Source organism: Hydrogenophaga sp. L310 (genome assembly GCF_055703065.1).
Genome location: NZ_JBVPZA010000002.1, coordinates 614,032 through 630,257, shown reverse-complemented (window position 1 = coordinate 630,257; position 16,226 = coordinate 614,032). Strand labels below are relative to the sequence as shown.

General features: G+C 66.9%; 18 protein-coding genes. 12 read left to right on the top strand and 6 right to left on the bottom strand.

The window, feature by feature from the left end:
- Positions 1-358: 358 nt before the first annotated feature.
- The 3 genes from AC0GNO_RS06660 to AC0GNO_RS06650 all read left to right on the top strand — a co-directional run bounded on the left by AC0GNO_RS06660 (position 359) and on the right by AC0GNO_RS06650 (position 2,061).
- Complete coding sequence (locus AC0GNO_RS06660) at positions 359-541, top strand: hypothetical protein (RefSeq protein WP_472903420.1); 183 nt, start codon at positions 359-361, stop codon at positions 539-541.
- Between the two features lie 56 nt (positions 542-597).
- Positions 598-1,224, top strand: coding sequence for a class I SAM-dependent methyltransferase (locus AC0GNO_RS06655; RefSeq protein ID WP_472903419.1), 627 nt, complete (start codon positions 598-600; stop codon positions 1,222-1,224).
- A 354-nt stretch (positions 1,225-1,578) separates the two neighbouring features.
- A complete protein-coding gene (locus AC0GNO_RS06650) occupies positions 1,579-2,061 on the top strand; it encodes a GreA/GreB family elongation factor (protein WP_472903418.1) in 483 nt (160 codons plus the stop codon).
- 362 nt (positions 2,062-2,423) lie between these two features.
- On the opposite strand, the gene AC0GNO_RS06645 is transcribed toward AC0GNO_RS06650, so the two are convergent.
- Complete coding sequence (locus tag AC0GNO_RS06645; protein ID WP_472903417.1) at positions 2,424-3,296, bottom strand: LysR family transcriptional regulator; 873 nt, start codon at positions 3,294-3,296, stop codon at positions 2,424-2,426.
- A 105-nt stretch (positions 3,297-3,401) separates the two neighbouring features.
- Here AC0GNO_RS06645 and AC0GNO_RS06640 point away from each other — a divergent pair, with 105 nt between their 5' ends.
- The 4 genes from AC0GNO_RS06640 (at position 3,402) to AC0GNO_RS06625 (ending at position 5,305) form a co-directional block, all read left to right on the top strand.
- Positions 3,402-4,103, top strand: coding sequence for a class I SAM-dependent methyltransferase (locus AC0GNO_RS06640; protein WP_472903416.1), 702 nt, complete (start codon positions 3,402-3,404; stop codon positions 4,101-4,103).
- A 184-nt stretch (positions 4,104-4,287) separates the two neighbouring features.
- Entirely contained in the window at positions 4,288-4,572 is a 285-nt protein-coding gene (locus AC0GNO_RS06635; protein ID WP_472903415.1) for a hypothetical protein, read from the top strand.
- 26 nt (positions 4,573-4,598) lie between these two features.
- Positions 4,599-4,997, top strand: a complete 399-nt coding sequence (locus tag AC0GNO_RS06630; protein ID WP_472903414.1) for a hypothetical protein — start codon at positions 4,599-4,601, stop codon at positions 4,995-4,997.
- A gap of 20 nt (positions 4,998-5,017) precedes the next feature.
- Positions 5,018-5,305 carry a hypothetical protein gene (locus AC0GNO_RS06625; RefSeq protein ID WP_472903413.1) on the top strand — a complete coding sequence of 96 codons (288 nt, stop codon included), beginning with the start codon at positions 5,018-5,020 and terminating at the stop codon, positions 5,303-5,305.
- Positions 5,306-5,396: 91 nt separating this feature from the next.
- Here AC0GNO_RS06625 and AC0GNO_RS06620 read toward each other — a convergent pair whose 3' ends face one another.
- The 5 genes from AC0GNO_RS06620 to AC0GNO_RS06600 all read right to left on the bottom strand — a co-directional run bounded on the left by AC0GNO_RS06620 (position 5,397) and on the right by AC0GNO_RS06600 (position 10,075).
- Positions 5,397-6,554, bottom strand: coding sequence for an ROK family protein (locus AC0GNO_RS06620; RefSeq protein ID WP_472903437.1), 1,158 nt, complete (start codon positions 6,552-6,554; stop codon positions 5,397-5,399).
- A gap of 128 nt (positions 6,555-6,682) precedes the next feature.
- Positions 6,683-7,135 carry an RbsD/FucU family protein gene (locus AC0GNO_RS06615; RefSeq protein WP_472903412.1) on the bottom strand — a complete coding sequence of 151 codons (453 nt, stop codon included), beginning with the start codon at positions 7,133-7,135 and terminating at the stop codon, positions 6,683-6,685.
- 9 nt (positions 7,136-7,144) lie between these two features.
- Positions 7,145-7,951, bottom strand: coding sequence for an ATP-binding cassette domain-containing protein (locus tag AC0GNO_RS06610; protein WP_472903411.1), 807 nt, complete (start codon positions 7,949-7,951; stop codon positions 7,145-7,147).
- Complete coding sequence (locus AC0GNO_RS06605) at positions 7,951-8,910, bottom strand: ABC transporter permease (protein ID WP_472903410.1); 960 nt, start codon at positions 8,908-8,910, stop codon at positions 7,951-7,953. The genes AC0GNO_RS06610 and AC0GNO_RS06605 overlap by 1 nt, the downstream gene beginning before the upstream one ends.
- A gap of 160 nt (positions 8,911-9,070) precedes the next feature.
- Positions 9,071-10,075, bottom strand: coding sequence for a substrate-binding domain-containing protein (locus AC0GNO_RS06600; protein ID WP_472903409.1), 1,005 nt, complete (start codon positions 10,073-10,075; stop codon positions 9,071-9,073).
- Positions 10,076-10,213: 138 nt separating this feature from the next.
- Between AC0GNO_RS06600 and AC0GNO_RS06595 the strand changes: the two genes are divergently transcribed.
- The 5 genes from AC0GNO_RS06595 to AC0GNO_RS06575 all read left to right on the top strand — a co-directional run bounded on the left by AC0GNO_RS06595 (position 10,214) and on the right by AC0GNO_RS06575 (position 16,118).
- The gene (locus AC0GNO_RS06595; RefSeq protein WP_472903408.1) at positions 10,214-11,227 is read left to right on the top strand and encodes a PfkB family carbohydrate kinase; all 1,014 of its coding nucleotides are present in this window, start codon (positions 10,214-10,216) and stop codon (positions 11,225-11,227) included.
- Between the two features lie 131 nt (positions 11,228-11,358).
- Complete coding sequence (zwf, locus tag AC0GNO_RS06590; protein ID WP_472903407.1) at positions 11,359-12,834, top strand: glucose-6-phosphate dehydrogenase; 1,476 nt, start codon at positions 11,359-11,361, stop codon at positions 12,832-12,834.
- Positions 12,831-13,520: a 6-phosphogluconolactonase gene (gene pgl, locus AC0GNO_RS06585; protein ID WP_472903406.1), complete on the top strand. Its 690-nt coding sequence runs from the start codon at positions 12,831-12,833 to the stop codon at positions 13,518-13,520. Before zwf ends, pgl begins: the two co-directional genes overlap by 4 nt.
- A gap of 116 nt (positions 13,521-13,636) precedes the next feature.
- Complete coding sequence (edd, locus tag AC0GNO_RS06580; protein WP_472903405.1) at positions 13,637-15,469, top strand: phosphogluconate dehydratase; 1,833 nt, start codon at positions 13,637-13,639, stop codon at positions 15,467-15,469.
- A gap of 13 nt (positions 15,470-15,482) precedes the next feature.
- Positions 15,483-16,118 carry a bifunctional 4-hydroxy-2-oxoglutarate aldolase/2-dehydro-3-deoxy-phosphogluconate aldolase gene (locus AC0GNO_RS06575; RefSeq protein WP_472903404.1) on the top strand — a complete coding sequence of 212 codons (636 nt, stop codon included), beginning with the start codon at positions 15,483-15,485 and terminating at the stop codon, positions 16,116-16,118.
- Positions 16,119-16,226: the final 108 nt, after the last annotated feature.

The window sequence follows — 16,226 nt, the reverse complement described above, 5'->3', positions numbered from 1 at the left end:
TCGGTGCTCAGGCTCATGGTCGGTTACGAAGTTGTCAGGGTGGCGGCAACCAGAGTATCCAGCAACCTCACTCACTCACCACGCATCGGAGTTGAAGGTCAAGTTCCATGCAAAACGGCATTGAGCCCTTGCGAATGCCTACCTTCCAATTGATTCGGGAGAAGAGGTGATTTGCAAATCGCTAACCAATCACGGCGTATTGGTAAAGTGGATGGGAAAATATCGTCTTAGTCGCGCTGGAAGGATGTCACTAAACGCTTAGCGTCTCGTTCAGTCCGCCGCTGCCTCACGGCGCAGTTAAACCCAGTCGTTGAACGACTGTTTCACAGATTCAGCGAGACTCCTCTTGGCCGGGACCGTGATTCCGCCGACTCGCTCCGAAGCGGCCTGTCGGCGCGGCTTTGTGGCCCCGCTGGTGCTTGACGAGTGGCAGAGCGATCTGATGGCACGAGAGCGCATCCTGTACGGCCCTGAACTCGATGGGAGACCATGGTGGGTGTCCCGTGTCTGGATGCGGCTTGTCGATGCGACAACCGGCTGAAGGCGCGTCGCGTGCGGTGTTCGGGATCAGGACAGTGCCATATGAAATGATGCGGCATGCCACTCAGTTCCGAAGACCTGCAACAAATCGCCGCGCGCACCCTGGCGCACTACGAGCAGCACGCCCGGAGCTACTGGGAAGGCACGCGCGACCACGACGTCAGCCAGAACATCGCGGCGCTGCTGAAGCACATACCCGGCCCACCGCCATTTGACCTGCTGGATTTCGGCTGCGGGCCCGGGCGCGACCTGCACACCTTCAAGGCGCTGGGCCACCGCGCCGTGGGCTTGGAGGGCGCGCCCAGCGCGGCAGCGCTGGCGCGCGACCACAGCGGATGCGAGGTGCTGGAGCAGAGCTTCCTGCACCTCGAACTGCCCTCGCAGCGCTACGACGGTGTGTTTGCCAATGCCGTGCTGTTCCATGTGCCCTCCCAGGTCCTGCCGCAGGTGCTGCGACAACTGCAAGCCTGCCTGCGGCCGGGCGGCGTGCTGTTCAGCTCCAACCCGCGCGGCAATGGCCAGGAAGGCTGGAACGGTGAGCGCTACGGCGCATTTCACGACTGGCCAACTTGGCGCGCCTTGGTGACGGCCGCCGGCTTCGACGAGTTGGAGCACTTCTACCGTCCGTCGGGCCTACCGATCGAGCAACAGCCCTGGCTGGCGAGCGTGTGGCGCAAGCGCTGAGCCCTGGCTCCACAGCACTGCACATCTGCTGGTCTCGCCGCTGCAGCAAATGCAGCCTATGACTGCTCTGCCCTTGATTTTCTCGGCGGTCGGATGCCCGGGTTGGGTCGGCACTCGATGGTTATGGTCAACAATACTGGTCCTTCGACCCTGTGAATGACCAGGGACCGCTGCCAATCTTGACTGCGAACTGGCAGTCTCGGCCAGTTCCTGCCGTTCGATACACCGAAATGGGCGACAGGACAGTGCCCATAGCTGAAGGTGACCTGCAGCCAACAGAAGCGTCGAAGGCTGGTGGAGCCCTTCATACTCAAGATCTCCCCCCCCGCTTGTTCGAGATGCCTACCTTTCATCATGGATAAATTCTTGCTGCAGCAGCAGGTGCTGGAACGGCTCGCCGAAGACCTGCTGCAAGCCGAACAGGCAGCGCGGGCGGCCCATGAAACGGCGACTCACGAAGAAAACATCGCCGAAAACAAATACGACACATTGGGACTCGAAGCCGCCTACCTGGCCACCGGCCAAGCTCGTCGCGCCGAAGCCATCCGCCAGGCGATAACCAATTGGCGCCAATTCCGCCCGCACCCCTACGAGGCCAGCAAAGGTATACAGCTCGGCGCGCTGGTCTGCCTGGTCGATTCCGACGACAAGCAGCAACAGCTCTTTCTCGGCCCGGATGGGGGCAGCATGAAATTGGGCAGCGGCGCTCAGCTCGTTCAGGTCATCAGCAGCGAAGCCCCTTTGGGCAGGGCCATGCTGGGTAAATGCGAGGGTGATGAGGTGTCGATACAGGTTGCTCCAGTCCGACAGCAGTTTGAAGTGCTGCGGGTTCAGTGAGCCGCAAGCAAGCTCACGCCGAGTTGATCAGAAATTGCTCGCCCCGACCCCTTCAGGGCGCTCCGCACAACGCCTGTCGAGCCATGCAGAGTTCGTTCGCGCTCTCGGCCTCGCGCACATCAATTCACTTCGGCGGCACCGACCGCGAGGCAGGTCAGAGTCGGCAGTACCAGTTGGTGCCCGAGGTCAGCAGACATTCGGGGGGCGCGAAGTTACCGTCAGGCTGGCAAGGTCAGCAGCACTTTGAAACCGGCCATTGGATTCGAGATGTCACTGGTGACTGGATGACAGCTGTGAGGCCCAGACCGTGAACTCAGGGTGGCGACATCGCCGACAGCAGCGCTGCACTGCCGTCTTCAGCCTCAGGCCAACCCTTGTGCCAGAGCCTCGAACACCACCCGAATCCGCTGCGAAGTGCGCAGTTCGCGGTGGGTGACCAGCCAGATCGGGAAATGCACGGGCGGCACATCGTCGAGCACCCGGACGATGCCCGGGGTGTCGCGGGCGATCTCATCCATCATGGCGCCGATGCCCATGCCCTGGCGCACCAAGGCCCAGTTGGCCACCGAGTGGTCTGCGTAGCAGCTGAAGTTGGCCTCGCTCAGCGGCAGGCCATGCTGGCGCAGATAGCCCAGGAACTGCCCTGAGCGGTCGGAGCCCACAAACGGCAAATGGGTCGCTTCTTCGGCGCTGCGCGGATGGCCGTGGGCTTTCACCCAGTCTTCGGACGCATAGAAGTTGGCCGCTGCCTCCCGGATCAAACGGGCGATCAGCTCCGGCTGCTCGGGCTTGACGTGGCGGATCGCGATGTCGGCCTCGCGCCGCAGCAGGTCGCTCAATGCGTTGGACGAAATCACTTCGATGGCGATGCCGGGTTCCTGCTCGCGCAGCTGCCGCACCAGCGGCGGCAGCAGGATGGCGGCCACCACGTCGGTGGCTGAGACAGAGACCACGCCGCCCACAGCCTGCGAGCGCCCGGTGGCTGCCAGCACCAGGGCCTCGGCGGCCGCGCCCATGGCACGCGCGTGTTCCAGCAGGTCCAGCCCGGTGGGCGTGAGCGCCATGGACTTGCCCACACGCTCGAACAGGGTCACCCCCATGCGTTGCTCGATCGCGGCCACCTGGCGGCTCAGCGTGGGCTGGGTCAGGCCCAGCTTGCGGGCGGCCGCCGAGAGCGAGCCGGTTTCAGCGGTCTCCAGAAAGGCCTTCAGCTGGTTCCAGTCGAGGTTATCCATGCGTAAACGTATATGTTCACTGCAATTTACCGCAATTCCCTGCGAAGCTGTGCATGGATAGCATCCAGGTGTCGCCCATGGTGTGGGCCCTTTTCAAAGCTTCACATGCCGCTATCCAACGTCACCCGACCCGCCGATACCGGGCTCTCGCCAGAGCCGAATGCCACTGACACCCGCAAGGCCCGCTTCTGGGACCGCATCGCCCGCAAATACGCCGCCGACCCGATCGCCGACATGGCCGGCTACGAGGCCACGCTGCGGCGCGTGCAGGGCCTGCTGACCATGGAGCAGGAAGTGCTGGAGATCGGCTGCGGCACAGGCAGCACCGCGCTGCGCCTGGCGCCGTTCACCGGGAGGCTGCTGGCCACCGACGTCTCGTCTGAAATGATCGCCATCGCCCGCGAGAAGCTGGCGGCCCAGCCGGTGCCGCAGTTGAGCTTCGCCGTGGCTGACGCCGACGTGCCGATGGCCCATTCCGGCAAGTACGACGCGGTGCTGGCCTTCAACCTGTTGCATCTGGTGACGGATCTCGACCATGCATTGGCTCTCGCGACGCGGGCCTTGCGGCCGGGCGGTCTGCTGATCTCAAAAACCGCCTGCATCTCCGAGATGAACCCGCTGATTCCCTACCTCGCGCTGCCCCTGATGCGCGCCATGGGCAAGGCGCCCCACGTGCTGTGCTTCGACGCCGGTGCCCTGCAGGCCGCCATGGTCCGCCGGGGCCTGGAGATCGTGGCGGTCGAGCGGCACGGCACCAAGGGCAAGAAGGACATCCGCGTCTTCATCGTCGCCCGCAAACCGGGCTGATTTCCCCCGCTCCACACACCGATCCTGGTACCGACCCAGGCGGGGCGCCGTTCGCCCTGCCGGTGGGTGCACGTCTGCCTTTTTCCATCTCGACCGACTCAGGAGCTTTCAATGCCTTCATTCTCCGCGTTGCCCGGTATTGCACGCCGCCCCGCAACCACCCTGACGGTGGTGCTACGAAGGGGTGCTGACCTTTGGCGGCAGCGAATGCGCGGGGGCCTCACGCCTGGCCGGTCCGTCCAAGCTGGGGGCGGTGAGCTTCGACCGGTCCGAGACGAACGGGGGCCTGGCGGCGCACTGGGGGACATTCCGCACCGTCACCGGCACGCGCTTCGGTGCCATCTGGACGCTGCGTCCCGCCAACCTGCTGTGCCTGCTGGGCGACGACATCCCGACCAGCCAGCCGTCCCTGTCGGCGGTGTCCACCAGCCTGGCCACCGTGCCCGCCGACAACTGCTTTGTCCGATGAACCCCACGAACCCCACGGAGCCTTTCATGCACCTTCGATCCTTCGCCACACGCTTTGCACCCACGACAGCAGCCCTGGCCCTCCTGGCCGGGTGTGCGGCCACCATCGACCAGGACGGTCTGGAGCAGCGCACCGCGCAGGCCATCGGGCGATCCGTTGGCCAGTTCACCATCACCGACCGCAACGAAGAAGGCGGTGGCCGCATCAACTACACCGCCAGCACCCGCGACGGAAAAGCCTACAGCTGTTACCTGTACGGGGCCACCGGTTTCCAGAAGGCCATGAGCTTCGGGCAGACACCGCATTCCGACGCCATCTGCACCGCCATGGTGGGGGGAGCGGGCAGGAGGGGCCAGCCTGCCCCTGCGACGAAGGGCTCCGGCGCGGAGTGCAACGCCCTGCTGCGCGCGGCGGGACGGTGCTGACCCTGGCGGAGGCGTGACCTATGGATCTCAACAGACTCGCCGCGTTGGCTCTGCTCTCGCTGGCCAGCGCATCCGCCATGGCCGCAGACGCCGCGGAGCGCAAGTTCATCCGCAAGGGCATGGGGGAAGGGGAGGTGGTGCTGAAGATCGGAAAGCCCGACCACGAAGCTCTGCACCGTGCTGTCAAGGGCCAACCCGAAGAGAAAACCTGGACCTACTTCCCCCACGCCCGGGACCCTCAGACGCTGACGACCCTCAGGTTCCACGCGGGCCGGGTCGCAGAGGTCGAACGCAAAATCGCCCGCTGATGCCGGGCGTGTGTCTACGCCCCGGGGTTCACACTCACCGCTCCCGCCTTGTTCTGCGCTTGAATGCAAACCCGCATGAGTGTCTGCCGCGTCAGCTCTTGAGAAAAATCTCGTGGTCCGGGGCGAAGCAGGCGTGCAGCGGCAGCAGCGCGCCGCCGAGCGCGCGCGCGTCGGAGCCGATGCTGCCGATCTCCAGCCGCGGCATCTGCTGCAGGCCTTCCCAGTTGTAGGCCTTGAGCGCTTCGCCGGTGCGCGCCCAGAGTTTGCGCAGCAGGTCGGGCGCGACCACACCGTCGATCACGACCGCCTCCACGTCCAGGAACGCGGTGCCGGCCACGATGCAATGCGCCAGCGCCAAAGCGGCGCGGGCAACCCACTCGCGGGTGTACGGCAGCCAGGGCGCCTCCAGCGCACGCGCGTCGTAGGCGGCCATGGGGTCGAGCGCGTGCTCGCGAAAGCGCTGCTCCAGGTCCCACAGCGATGCCTGGCTGATCAGCTGCGGCGGCAGCTCCTTCATGTCGGCCGTCGCCACCTGCAGGGGCAGCGAGGCCACGGCCCCGGCGTTGCCGTTGACGCCGCGGTGCAGGTGGGAATTGAGCACCAGGCCACCGCCGACGAACGTGTCGAGGAACAGGTAGAGAAAACTGCGGATGTCCCGGCCCTTGCCCTGCAGCAGCTCGGCCACGCAGGCGGCCGAGGTGTCCTTGGCGAAACTGATCGGCAGGTCCGTCAGGGCCTGCACCTCGGCCACCAGATCGATCTGGTTCCAGGCCAGGGACTGGGCTTCGGTCAGGCCCAGCATGCGGTGCCAGCCCCCGAGCTGGAACGGCGCGGCCACGCCCACACCGACCACCCGGTCGCGCAGCGGGCCCAGCCCGTCGAGCAGGCGGTTCAGGTTGGACTTGATGGCCGGCAGCAGCACCGGGATGTCGGGAAAGGCGTAGTCCAGCACCAGGCGCTCGCGCACCCGGCCGGTGAAATCCACCAGCAGCCAGTCGGCGCTGCGCCGGCCGATCTTGATGCCGATGGCAAACGCGCCATCGGGGTGCAGCCCCAGCGGCACGGAAGGCTGGCCCACGCGACCGCGCACCGGCGCCTCGCGGCGCAGCAACTGGTCTTCGTCGAGCCTTGCGGTGATCAGGCCGATGGTTTGAGCGGTCAGGCCGGTCAGGCGCGCAAGATCGGCCTTGGCCAGGCTGCCGTGCGCGCGCAGCGTCTGCAGCACCACGCGCTCGTTGAACTGGCGCATGCCCCCCTGGTTGGAGCCGCGCGGGCGCAAGCGGGCGGCGCCCTGGGCATCGGCTGCGGTCGCGTCGGGGGTGTCGGTTTCGGTGGTGTGGTTCACAGCCGTTGAGTGTGGCAGGTTCAACACCGGTTTCAGGCTCGGAGCGCCTGCCCCAGCACGCCCTTGCGCAAGATGAAGTTGCCCCAGGGCTCCAGCTCTCCGGTGATCACGATGGCGTAGGCCTTTTTCACGCGCTCGTAAAACGCGTAGCGCTCCACCGCTTCGGCCTGGCCGTCCTGCAGGCCCTCGGCGGCCAGCACCGCCAGCGTTTCGCGCTGCAGGGCCGAGCGGTAACCGGGCTCGGTACCGCCGACCTGCATGTAGGCAACAGGGTGCGGCACGTCAGCGGCCAGCGGCAGCACGCTGGCCACCGCCCGCACCGTGCGCGCCATGCCGACGCCGGGCAGGCGCAGCACCGGCTTGCCCGCGCCCAGGCTCATGGCGGTGAAGTTGGCGTCGGCCAGCACCACCGCGTCGTCGTGGCCCATCTCGGCCAGCAGCTTGAGCAGGTCCGGGCTGAGCAGGGGATCAATGCCTTTGAGCATTTTTTTCTTTCAGTGCGCCAGGGCTTCGGGTGGCAGATCGTCCACCGACTTGGCACCGGTCATCACGGCCACGGTGTCGCTCATGCTGATGTTCTTCGGGTCCACCACCGCCGCACGCTTGCCCAGGCGGGCGATGTGGATGCGGTCGGCGATCTCGAACACGTGCGGCATGTTGTGGCTGATCAGGATCACGGGCAGGCCCTTGTCGCGCACGCGGCGGATGAGTTCGAGCACCATGTTGCCCTCTTTCACGCCCAGCGCGGCGGTCGGTTCGTCCATGATCACCACGTGCTGCGCGAAGGCCGCGGCGCGCGCCACCGCCACGCACTGGCGCTGGCCGCCCGAGAGCGTTTCCACCGCCTGCGTCATGGAACGGATGCCGACCTTCAGGTCGTTCATGCGCGCGATGCTTTCTTCCAGCATCTTCTTCTTGTCGATCATCTGCAGCACGCTGCCGAGAAAGCCGGGGCGGCGGATTTCGCGGCCGAGGAACAGGTTCTCGGCGATCGTCATGGCCGGGGCCACGGCGAGGTCCTGGTACACCGTTTCGATGCCGGCGCGGCGTGCGTCGATCGGGCTCTTGAAGTGGGCGCGGGCGCCGTCGAGGTAGATCTCGCCTTCGTCGGGGATCGTGGCACCGGCGAGGCACTTGATCAGCGAAGACTTGCCGGCGCCGTTGTCGCCGATCACGGCCAGGATTTCCCCGGCGCGCAGTTCGAAGTCGGCGCCGTCGAGCGCGGTCACCTGGCCGTAGCGCTTGACGAGGCCTTTGGCCTGGATCACGAGCGGGCTTTGAGCGTTGGGTGCGGTAGACATCAACGGACTCCTTTGCGGGACATCTGGTCGGTCATCACAGCCAATATGACGAGGATGCCGGTGACCAGAATCTGATAGACGGAAGACACGCCCATGAGCGTCAGGCCGTTGCGGAACACGCCCACGATCAGCGCGCCCACCAGGGTGCCCAGAATGATGCCGCGGCCGCCGAACAGGCTGGTGCCGCCCAGCACCACGGCGGTGATGGCGTCGAGGTTTTCGGTCTGCCCGGCGTTCGGGTCACCGGCGCCAATGCGCGCCACGGAGAGCAGCGAGGCCAGGCCGTAGAACACGCCGGCCAGCACGTACACGCCCAGCAGCACCTTGTCGGTGGAAATGCCGGTCAGGCGCGTGGCCTCGGGGCTGTTGCCCACAGCGTAGATGTGGCGGCCCGGCGCCGTTTCGCGCAGGAACAGCCAGGTGATCAGGTACAGCGCGAGCATCAGCACCACGCCGTAGAGGATGTTGGTCTCGCCGATGCGGAACGAGTTGCCGAGCCAGGTCAGGCCGTCGGACACTTCGGTGATGGTCTGCGAACCCGAATACAGCTGGGTGATGGCGAACGCGATGTTCAGCGTGCCCAGCGTGACGATGAAGGGCGGCAGCTTGGCCTTGGTCACGAGCAGGCCGTTGATGAGGCCGAAGCCGGCCGTGGCGGCGATGCCCAGCGTGATCGCGACCGGCGCGGAGAGGCCGAAATCGGCGCCCATCTTGGTCATGACGATGGAGCCCAGCGCCATGATCATGCCGCACGACAAGTCGATGCCGGCGGTCAGGATGATGAGGGTCTGGCCGATGGCGATCGTGCCCACCACCATCACCTGCTGCAGGATCAGCGAGAAGTTCTGCAGCGTGAGGAAACGCTCGTTCTGCGTCGCAAAGAACAGGCACGCAAAGATCAGGGCGATAAACGGCCCGAGCGTGCCCATGGGCGGAAGTTTGGATTTGAGGGTGTTCATGGCGGTGGCCCGTCCAATCAGAGGAAAAGAGATTGCAGTGGCACGAGATGCCCCCTACCAGGGGCACCGAAGGTCCGGCTCCGCCGGCCCAAGGTGCCGTCCCCCCTCCAAGCCGAAGGCGCCAGAGAGGGGGGAAGCCGCGCAGCGGCGCAGGGGGGAGTTACTTGTTCCCCCAGCACAGGTCCATGCCGGTCTTGACGTCCTTGCTCTCCACACCGGCCACGGCTTTACCCGCGATCAGGGTCACGCCGGTGTCGGTGTAGCCACTGACCTTCTTGCCGGTCTTGGCGTATTCCACACCCGCGGCCACGCCCATGGCGGCCATCTTCAGCGGGTACTGCTGCGAGGTCGCGGCGATCACGCCGGCGCCCACGTCCTTGATGCCGGCGCAGCCGCCGTCCACCGAGACGATGACCACGTCCTTTTCCTTGCCGGCGGCCTTCAGCGCCTTGAAGGCACCGGCGGCAGCGGGTTCGTTGATCGTGTAGACCAGGTTGATGCCGGGGTTCTTCTGCAGGCAGTTTTCCATGCCGGTCTGGCCCTTGGCCGCGTCACCGAAGCTGTCGGCCATGCAGACCACGCCTGCGGCGGCGCCGCCGAGGTGGTTGCTCTTGGCGTCCGGGGCGGTCAGGCCAAAGCCCTTCAGGAAGCCGTTGTGGCGCTGGGCGCCCACCGGGTGACCCGGGAACAGGTCGAGCGTGGCGATGACCGGCTTCTTGCCCGCCATGGCCACCTTGGCGTACTGACCGATCAGCACGCCGGCCCTGTAGTTGTCGGTGGCGAACAGGCCGTCCACGGCGGTGGCCGGGTCGGTCGGGCTGTCCAGCGCGATCACCTGCACGCCCTGCTGCTGCGCGCGCTTGATGGCGGGGATGATGGCCTTGGCATCGCTCGGGGTGATCAGGATGGTCTTGGCGCCGGCGGCGATCATGTTCTCCATCGCGGTCACCTGACCGGCGTTGTCGCCGTCTGTCTTGCCCGCGGCCGACAGCAGCTTGGCGCCGAGCTTGCTGGCTTCGGCGGTGGCGCCCTCTTTCATCTTCACGAAGAAGGGGTTGGACTCGGTCTTGGTGATCAGGCCGATGACGGGCTGCGACTGGGCGGCGGCAACGCCAACGGCCAGTGTCAGGGCGGAAAACACGAAAGTGGTTGCAAGTTTTTTCACAGTTGTCTCCTCGAAGGGATGGATGATGTGCTGAAGGCGCTCTGGCTCGGCAGTCTGGTCTTGGGGTTTTCACGCTGTCTGCTGCGGAGTGACTGAACTATATTTCGGTTCAGGTTAATAAATCAACTGGATTTAGTTATGGTTTTCCCTAGTTCTTCTGCCCTCATTCAAGTCGCCACCGCGGGCGAGGCCCTCATCGACATGATCACGGAGTCCGACGGACGGCTGCGGCCCTGCGCTGGCGGCGCGGTCTACAACCTCACCCGCGCCCTCGGGCTGCAGGGCGTGGGCACGCTCTACCTCAACCCGCTCTCGCAGGACCGTTTTGGCCGCCTGATGGCCGACGCCATCCACCAGGCCGGTGTGACGCTGGCGCGCGAGGCGCCGGTGCACGAACCCACCTCGCTCGCGCTGGTCGGCCTGGACGCCGAAGGCAAGGCCAGCTACAGCTTCTACCGCGACGGCGTGGCCGACCGCCAGGTCAACGCCGCCGACATGACGGCGCAGTGCGCGGCCCAGCCGGGTCTGAGGGTGGCGGTCACCGGCTGCCTGGCCCTGGTCGCCGACGACAGCGGCAAATACCTGCCCTGGCTGCAGGCACAGCGCGCCGCCGGCCGCCTCGTGGTGGTGGACGCCAACCTGCGCCCGGCCATCGTGCCCGACATGGCCGCCTACCGGGCCAGCGTCATGGCCGCGCTCGGCCAGGCGCACATCGTCAAGGTCAGCGACGACGATCTGGTCACGCTCGGCTTCAGCGCGCCCGATCCGCTGGACGCCGCGCGCGAACTGCTGCAGGCCACTTCGGCCACCTGGCTGGCGCTCACCCTGGGCCCCAGGGGCGCCGTTCTGCTGCACCGGGACGGCCGGGGCTGGGCGTCCGCCGAACCTGCCCCCGTGAAAGTGGCCGACACCGTGGGCGCGGGCGACACCTTCCTGGCCGGCCTGCTCACGGCTCTGCTCGAACGCCCGGCCATGCAGAACGCGGCCCGCGCCGATCAACTGGTGCTCGACAGCGATGACGTGCAACACATCCTGGGCCGTGCCGTGGCCAGCGCCAGCCTGTGCGTGATGGAAGTGGGCTGCGTGCCGCCCAGCCACGACCAGGTGGTCGAACGTGTGGCCACGCTGCGCCCCATGTTCCGCTCGCTCTGACCCCCTGTCGCCACGCGCAGCCCCGGCAAGCACGAACATTGCATGGCTACCGGGGCGCCTGGCGCAGAAAGAAACCCGCTTGTAACTTGATTACATTAAACTTCGTCAAATCGCGTAACTAAATTAGACCCATGGCCACATCCACACCCTCCCAAACCCCTGCGGCCCCGCTCGATCTGGTGATCTTTGGTGGTGTGGGCGACCTCTCGGTGCGCAAGCTGCTGCCCGCGCTGTACATGGCCCACCTGCACAACAACCTGCCCGAGTCCACGCGCATCCACGCGCTGGGCCGCCAGGCCTGGGACCGAGCAGCCTTTCTGGCCTTCATCCAGGAAAAAGTGCCCGGTTTCATCGGAACCAAGGCCTACAACGATACCGACTGGGGCAGCTTCGTGCGCCGCCTGAACTACGTCTGCGTGGACGCCACCGACGCCAGCGACTTTCCCGACCTGGGCGCCGAGCTGCAGGCCGGCTCCGACCGCGTCTATTACCTGGCCACCGCCCCCAGCCTGTTCACTGGCATCTGCGCCCACCTCGGTGGTGCGGGCCTGATCGATGCACGCTCGCGCGTGGTGCTGGAAAAGCCGCTCGGCCACGACCTGGACTCGGCCCGTCAGATCAACATCGATGTCGGCCGCCATTTCCAGGAATCGCAGATCTTCCGCATCGACCACTACCTGGGCAAGGAAACGGTGCAGAACCTGATGGTCCTGCGCTTCGGCAACACCATCTTCGAGCCACTCTGGCGCAGCCCCTACATCAAGAGCGTGCAGATCACCGTGGCCGAGTCGGTCGGCGTGGGCAGCCGTGCCGGCTTCTACGACGGCACCGGCGCCATGCGCGACATGGTGCAAAACCACTTGCTGCAGCTGCTGTGCATCGTGGCCATGGAGCCACCGGTCTCGCTCGACCCGGACGCCGTGCGCGACGAAAAACTCAAGGTGCTGCGCTCGCTGCGCCCCATGGCCATCGCCGACGTGGCGAAAGACACCGTGCGCGGCCAGTACAGCGCCGGCGCCTCCAACGGCGACGCCGCCGTGGGCTACCTGCAGGAAGAAAACATCCCGCCCGAGAGCGGCACCGAAACCTTCGTCGCGCTCAAGGCCCACATCAACAACTGGCGCTGGGCCAACGTGCCGATCTTCCTGCGCACCGGCAAGCGCATGGCGGCGCGCCAGTCGGAGATCGTGATCGAGTTCGCCGACCTGCCTTTCACCATCTTCGGCGACTCGGCACACAAGTCGGTCAACCGCCTGATGATCCGCCTGCAACCCGAAGAACACATCCAGTTGCAGATGATGGCCAAAGAACCCGGCAGCGGCATGAAGCTGCGACCGGTGAATCTCAACCTGGACCTGGAGTCCGCCTTCACCGAGCGCCGCGCCGAAGCCTACGAGCGCCTGCTGATCGATGTCATCAAAGGCCGCCTGACCCACTTCATGCGCCGCGACGAACTCGAAGCCGCCTGGACCTGGGTCGAACCCATCATCGATGGCTGGCAACAGCTGAACGAAAAACCCAAGGCCTACACGGCGGGCAGTTGGGGGCCGGCGGCTTCTTCGGCCTTGATGGCGCGCGAGGGCTCTTCCTGGGTGGAGGAATCATGATCACCGAACACCCCGGCGCCATGCCCGCGGCCCTCGCGGAGCACATCGCCAACGCCCTGCGAAACGCCATCGCGGCGCGCGGCCAGGCCAGCCTCGCCGTCTCGGGCGGCCAATCGCCCATCGCCCTGTTCGAGGTGCTGCGCGAGCAGGACCTGGACTGGTCGGCAGTGACCGTCGTGCTGGTGGACGAGCGCATCGTTCCGCGCGACCACGCCGACAGCAACACCGCCCTGGTCGCCCGCCACCTGTTGCAAGGCCGCGCCGCCGCGGCGCGCTTCCTGCCCTTCTTCCGCGAACTCGCACCCAGGTTCAACGCCGAGGTGCTGGACGCTCTCGTGAAAGACGCCGAGACCCGCATCGCCACCCTGCCCTGGCCGCTGGACGTGGCCGTGCTCGGCATGGGCGAAGACGCCCACACCGCCTCGCTGTTCCCCGGCGCACCCGGCTACGCCCGCGCCATCGCCACCGAAGACCGCCTGGCCTGGGTGGTGCCCGACACCGCGCCCCACGCGCGCATCAGCTTCACCCTCAGCGCCCTGCTCGCCGCGCGCGAGCTGGTGCTCTCCATCACCGGCGAAAGCAAGCTCGCCGTCTACCGCCGCGCCGCCCAAAAGGCCGACGAGGCACTTCCGATCTCCCTGGTGATCAACCAGACCCAGACGCCCTTGAGCGTCTGGATAGCATGACCACCCCCGTCGCTTGCTCGCTGCGCGTAGCCGCATCCCCCCTCAAGGGGGCAACACCTGCGGCCTGGCAAAGCCAGTTCCGCGGTGTTCCTGAACCAAAACCCTGAAGGCTCACGATGTCACAGATTCACCCCGCCATCGAACGCGTCACGAAACGCATCACCGAACGCAGCGCCGACACGCGCGGCGCCTACCTCGCCAGCATGGCCGCTCAGCGCAAGAACGGCACCCAGCGCGGCGGCATGGGCTGCGCCAACATGGCGCACACCACGGCCGCCCTGCCCGCGAGCGACAAGCTCAAGATCCACGCCGAGCGCGCGCCGCACGTGGGCGTGATCACCGCCTACAACGACATGCTCTCGGCCCACCAGCCCTACGAGCACTACCCCGAGCTGATCCGCGGCCACGCGCGCGCGCTGGGCGCCACGGCGCAGGTGGCGGGTGGTGTGCCGGCGATGTGCGACGGCGTCACGCAAGGCGCGGCCGGCATGGAGCTGTCGCTGTTCTCGCGCGACGTGATCGCACTGGCCACTGCCGTGGGTCTGTCGCACAACGTGTTCGACGCCGCGCTCATGCTCGGCATCTGCGACAAGATCGTGCCCGGCCTGTTCATCGGTTCGGCGCAGTTCGGCCACCTGAGCACCGTGTTCGTGCCCGCCGGCCCCATGACCAGCGGCCTCTCCAACGACGCCAAGGCCAAGGTGCGCCAGCAGTACGCGCAGGGCCTGGTCGGGCGCGACGCGCTGCTGGAGAGCGAGGCCCAGGCCTACCACTCGCCCGGCACCTGCACGTTTTACGGCACCGCCAACAGCAACCAGATGCTGATGGAAATCATGGGCCTGCACCTGCCGGGTGCGTCGTTCGTGAACCCCGGCACCGAGCTGCGCGAACTGCTCAGCAAGGCCGCGCTGGAACGCGCGCTGGCCAACACCGGAAAAACCGGCGAGCCCGCCATCTGCATGGCCGACATCGTGAGCGAAAAGACCATCGTCAACGGCATCATCGGCCTGCTCGCCACCGGCGGATCGACCAACCACACCATCCACCTCGTGGCCATGGCCCGCGCGGCCGGCGTGCTGATCGACTGGGACGACTTCGCCGAGCTCTCGGCCGTGGTGCCGCTGCTGGCCCGCGTCTATCCCAACGGCAGCGCCGACGTGAACCACTTCCACGCCGCCGGCGGCATGGGGTTCCTGATGCAGGAACTGCTGACCAACGGCCTGCTGCACGGCGACGTGACCACCGTCATGGGCCAGGGCCTCGGCGCGTATGCGAACGAACCCTGCCTGGAAGACGGCCAGCTCGCCTGGCGCCCGGTACCCGCGGTGAGCGGCGACACCGCCGTGCTGCGCACCGTGGCCGAGCCCTTCAGCGCCGACGGCGGCCTGCGCCTGCTGCAGGGCAACCTGGGCCGCAGCGTGGTCAAGGTCTCGGCCGTCAAACCCGAGCACCGCGTGGTGCGCGCCCAGGCCGTGGTGGTGAGCGACCAGCAGGACCTGCTGGCCCTGTTCAACGCCGGGAAGATCAACAAGGACCTGATCGCCGTCGTGCGCTACCAGGGCCCGCGCGCCAACGGCATGCCCGAACTGCACAAGCTCACGCCGCCACTGGCCGTGCTGCAGGACAAGGGCTTCAAGGTCGCGCTGGTCACCGATGGCCGCATGAGCGGCGCCTCGGGCAAGGTGCCCGCCGCCATCCACCTGAGCCCCGAGGCGCTGGCCGACGGGCCCATCGCCCGCGTGATGGACGGCGACTGGATCACGCTCGACTGCGAGCGCGGCGTGCTGGAGCTGGAAGTGGACGCCGCCACCCTGGCCGCGCGCAGCGCCGTGCATCCCGACCTCAGCCACAACGCCCACGGCACCGGCCGCGAACTGTTTGGCCTGTTCCGCGCGCACGCGAGCACCGCTGAGTCGGGCGCGTCTCCGCTCTTCGGTGACCGCCCATAAATTGGACACAGACATGACCACCACCTGCTTCTCCCGCCCCGCTTTCCAGTCCCGCGTCGTGCCCGTCATCGTGCTCAGCGACCCGGCCCACGCCGTGCCGCTGGCCCACGCCTTGCTCGAAGGCGGCATCGACGTGATGGAGATCACCCTGCGTTCTGATGCGGCGCTCGCCAGCATCGAAGCCGTGGCCAAGGCCGTGCCGCAGATGCACCTGGGCGCGGGCACCGTCACGCGCGTGGCCGAGGTGCAGCGCGTCATCGACGCCGGGGCCACCTTCGCCCTGTCCCCCGGCGCCACCGATGCGCTGGTCGAAGCCGTCAAGGCCGCCAGACTGCCCTTCATCCCCGGCGTGATGACGCCCGGCGAGGTCATGCACCGCCGCGAGCAGGGCTTCAGTCTCATGAAGCTGTTCCCGGCCCAGCAGGCCGGCGGCCTGGGCATGCTCAAGGCGCTGGGCGCTCCGATCCCGGACGTGATGTTCTGCCCCACCGGCGGCGTCAGCCCCGAGAACCTGAAAGAATTCCTGAAGCTGCCCAACGTGGCCATGGCCGGCGGCAGCTGGCTCACGCCGGCCGAGGCGCTCGCCGCGGGCGACTGGAAACGCATCACACAGCTGGCGCGCGGAGCGACCGAACTCGCCGCGGGGTAATTCCCCCCCGCGCCGCTTCGGATCACCGCGATGCCAGCGGCCCGGCGAAGCCGGTTCCGCGGCATCCTGGCCCGTCTCGCTCCACCGCTGCCACGTTGAAAGCCGAAC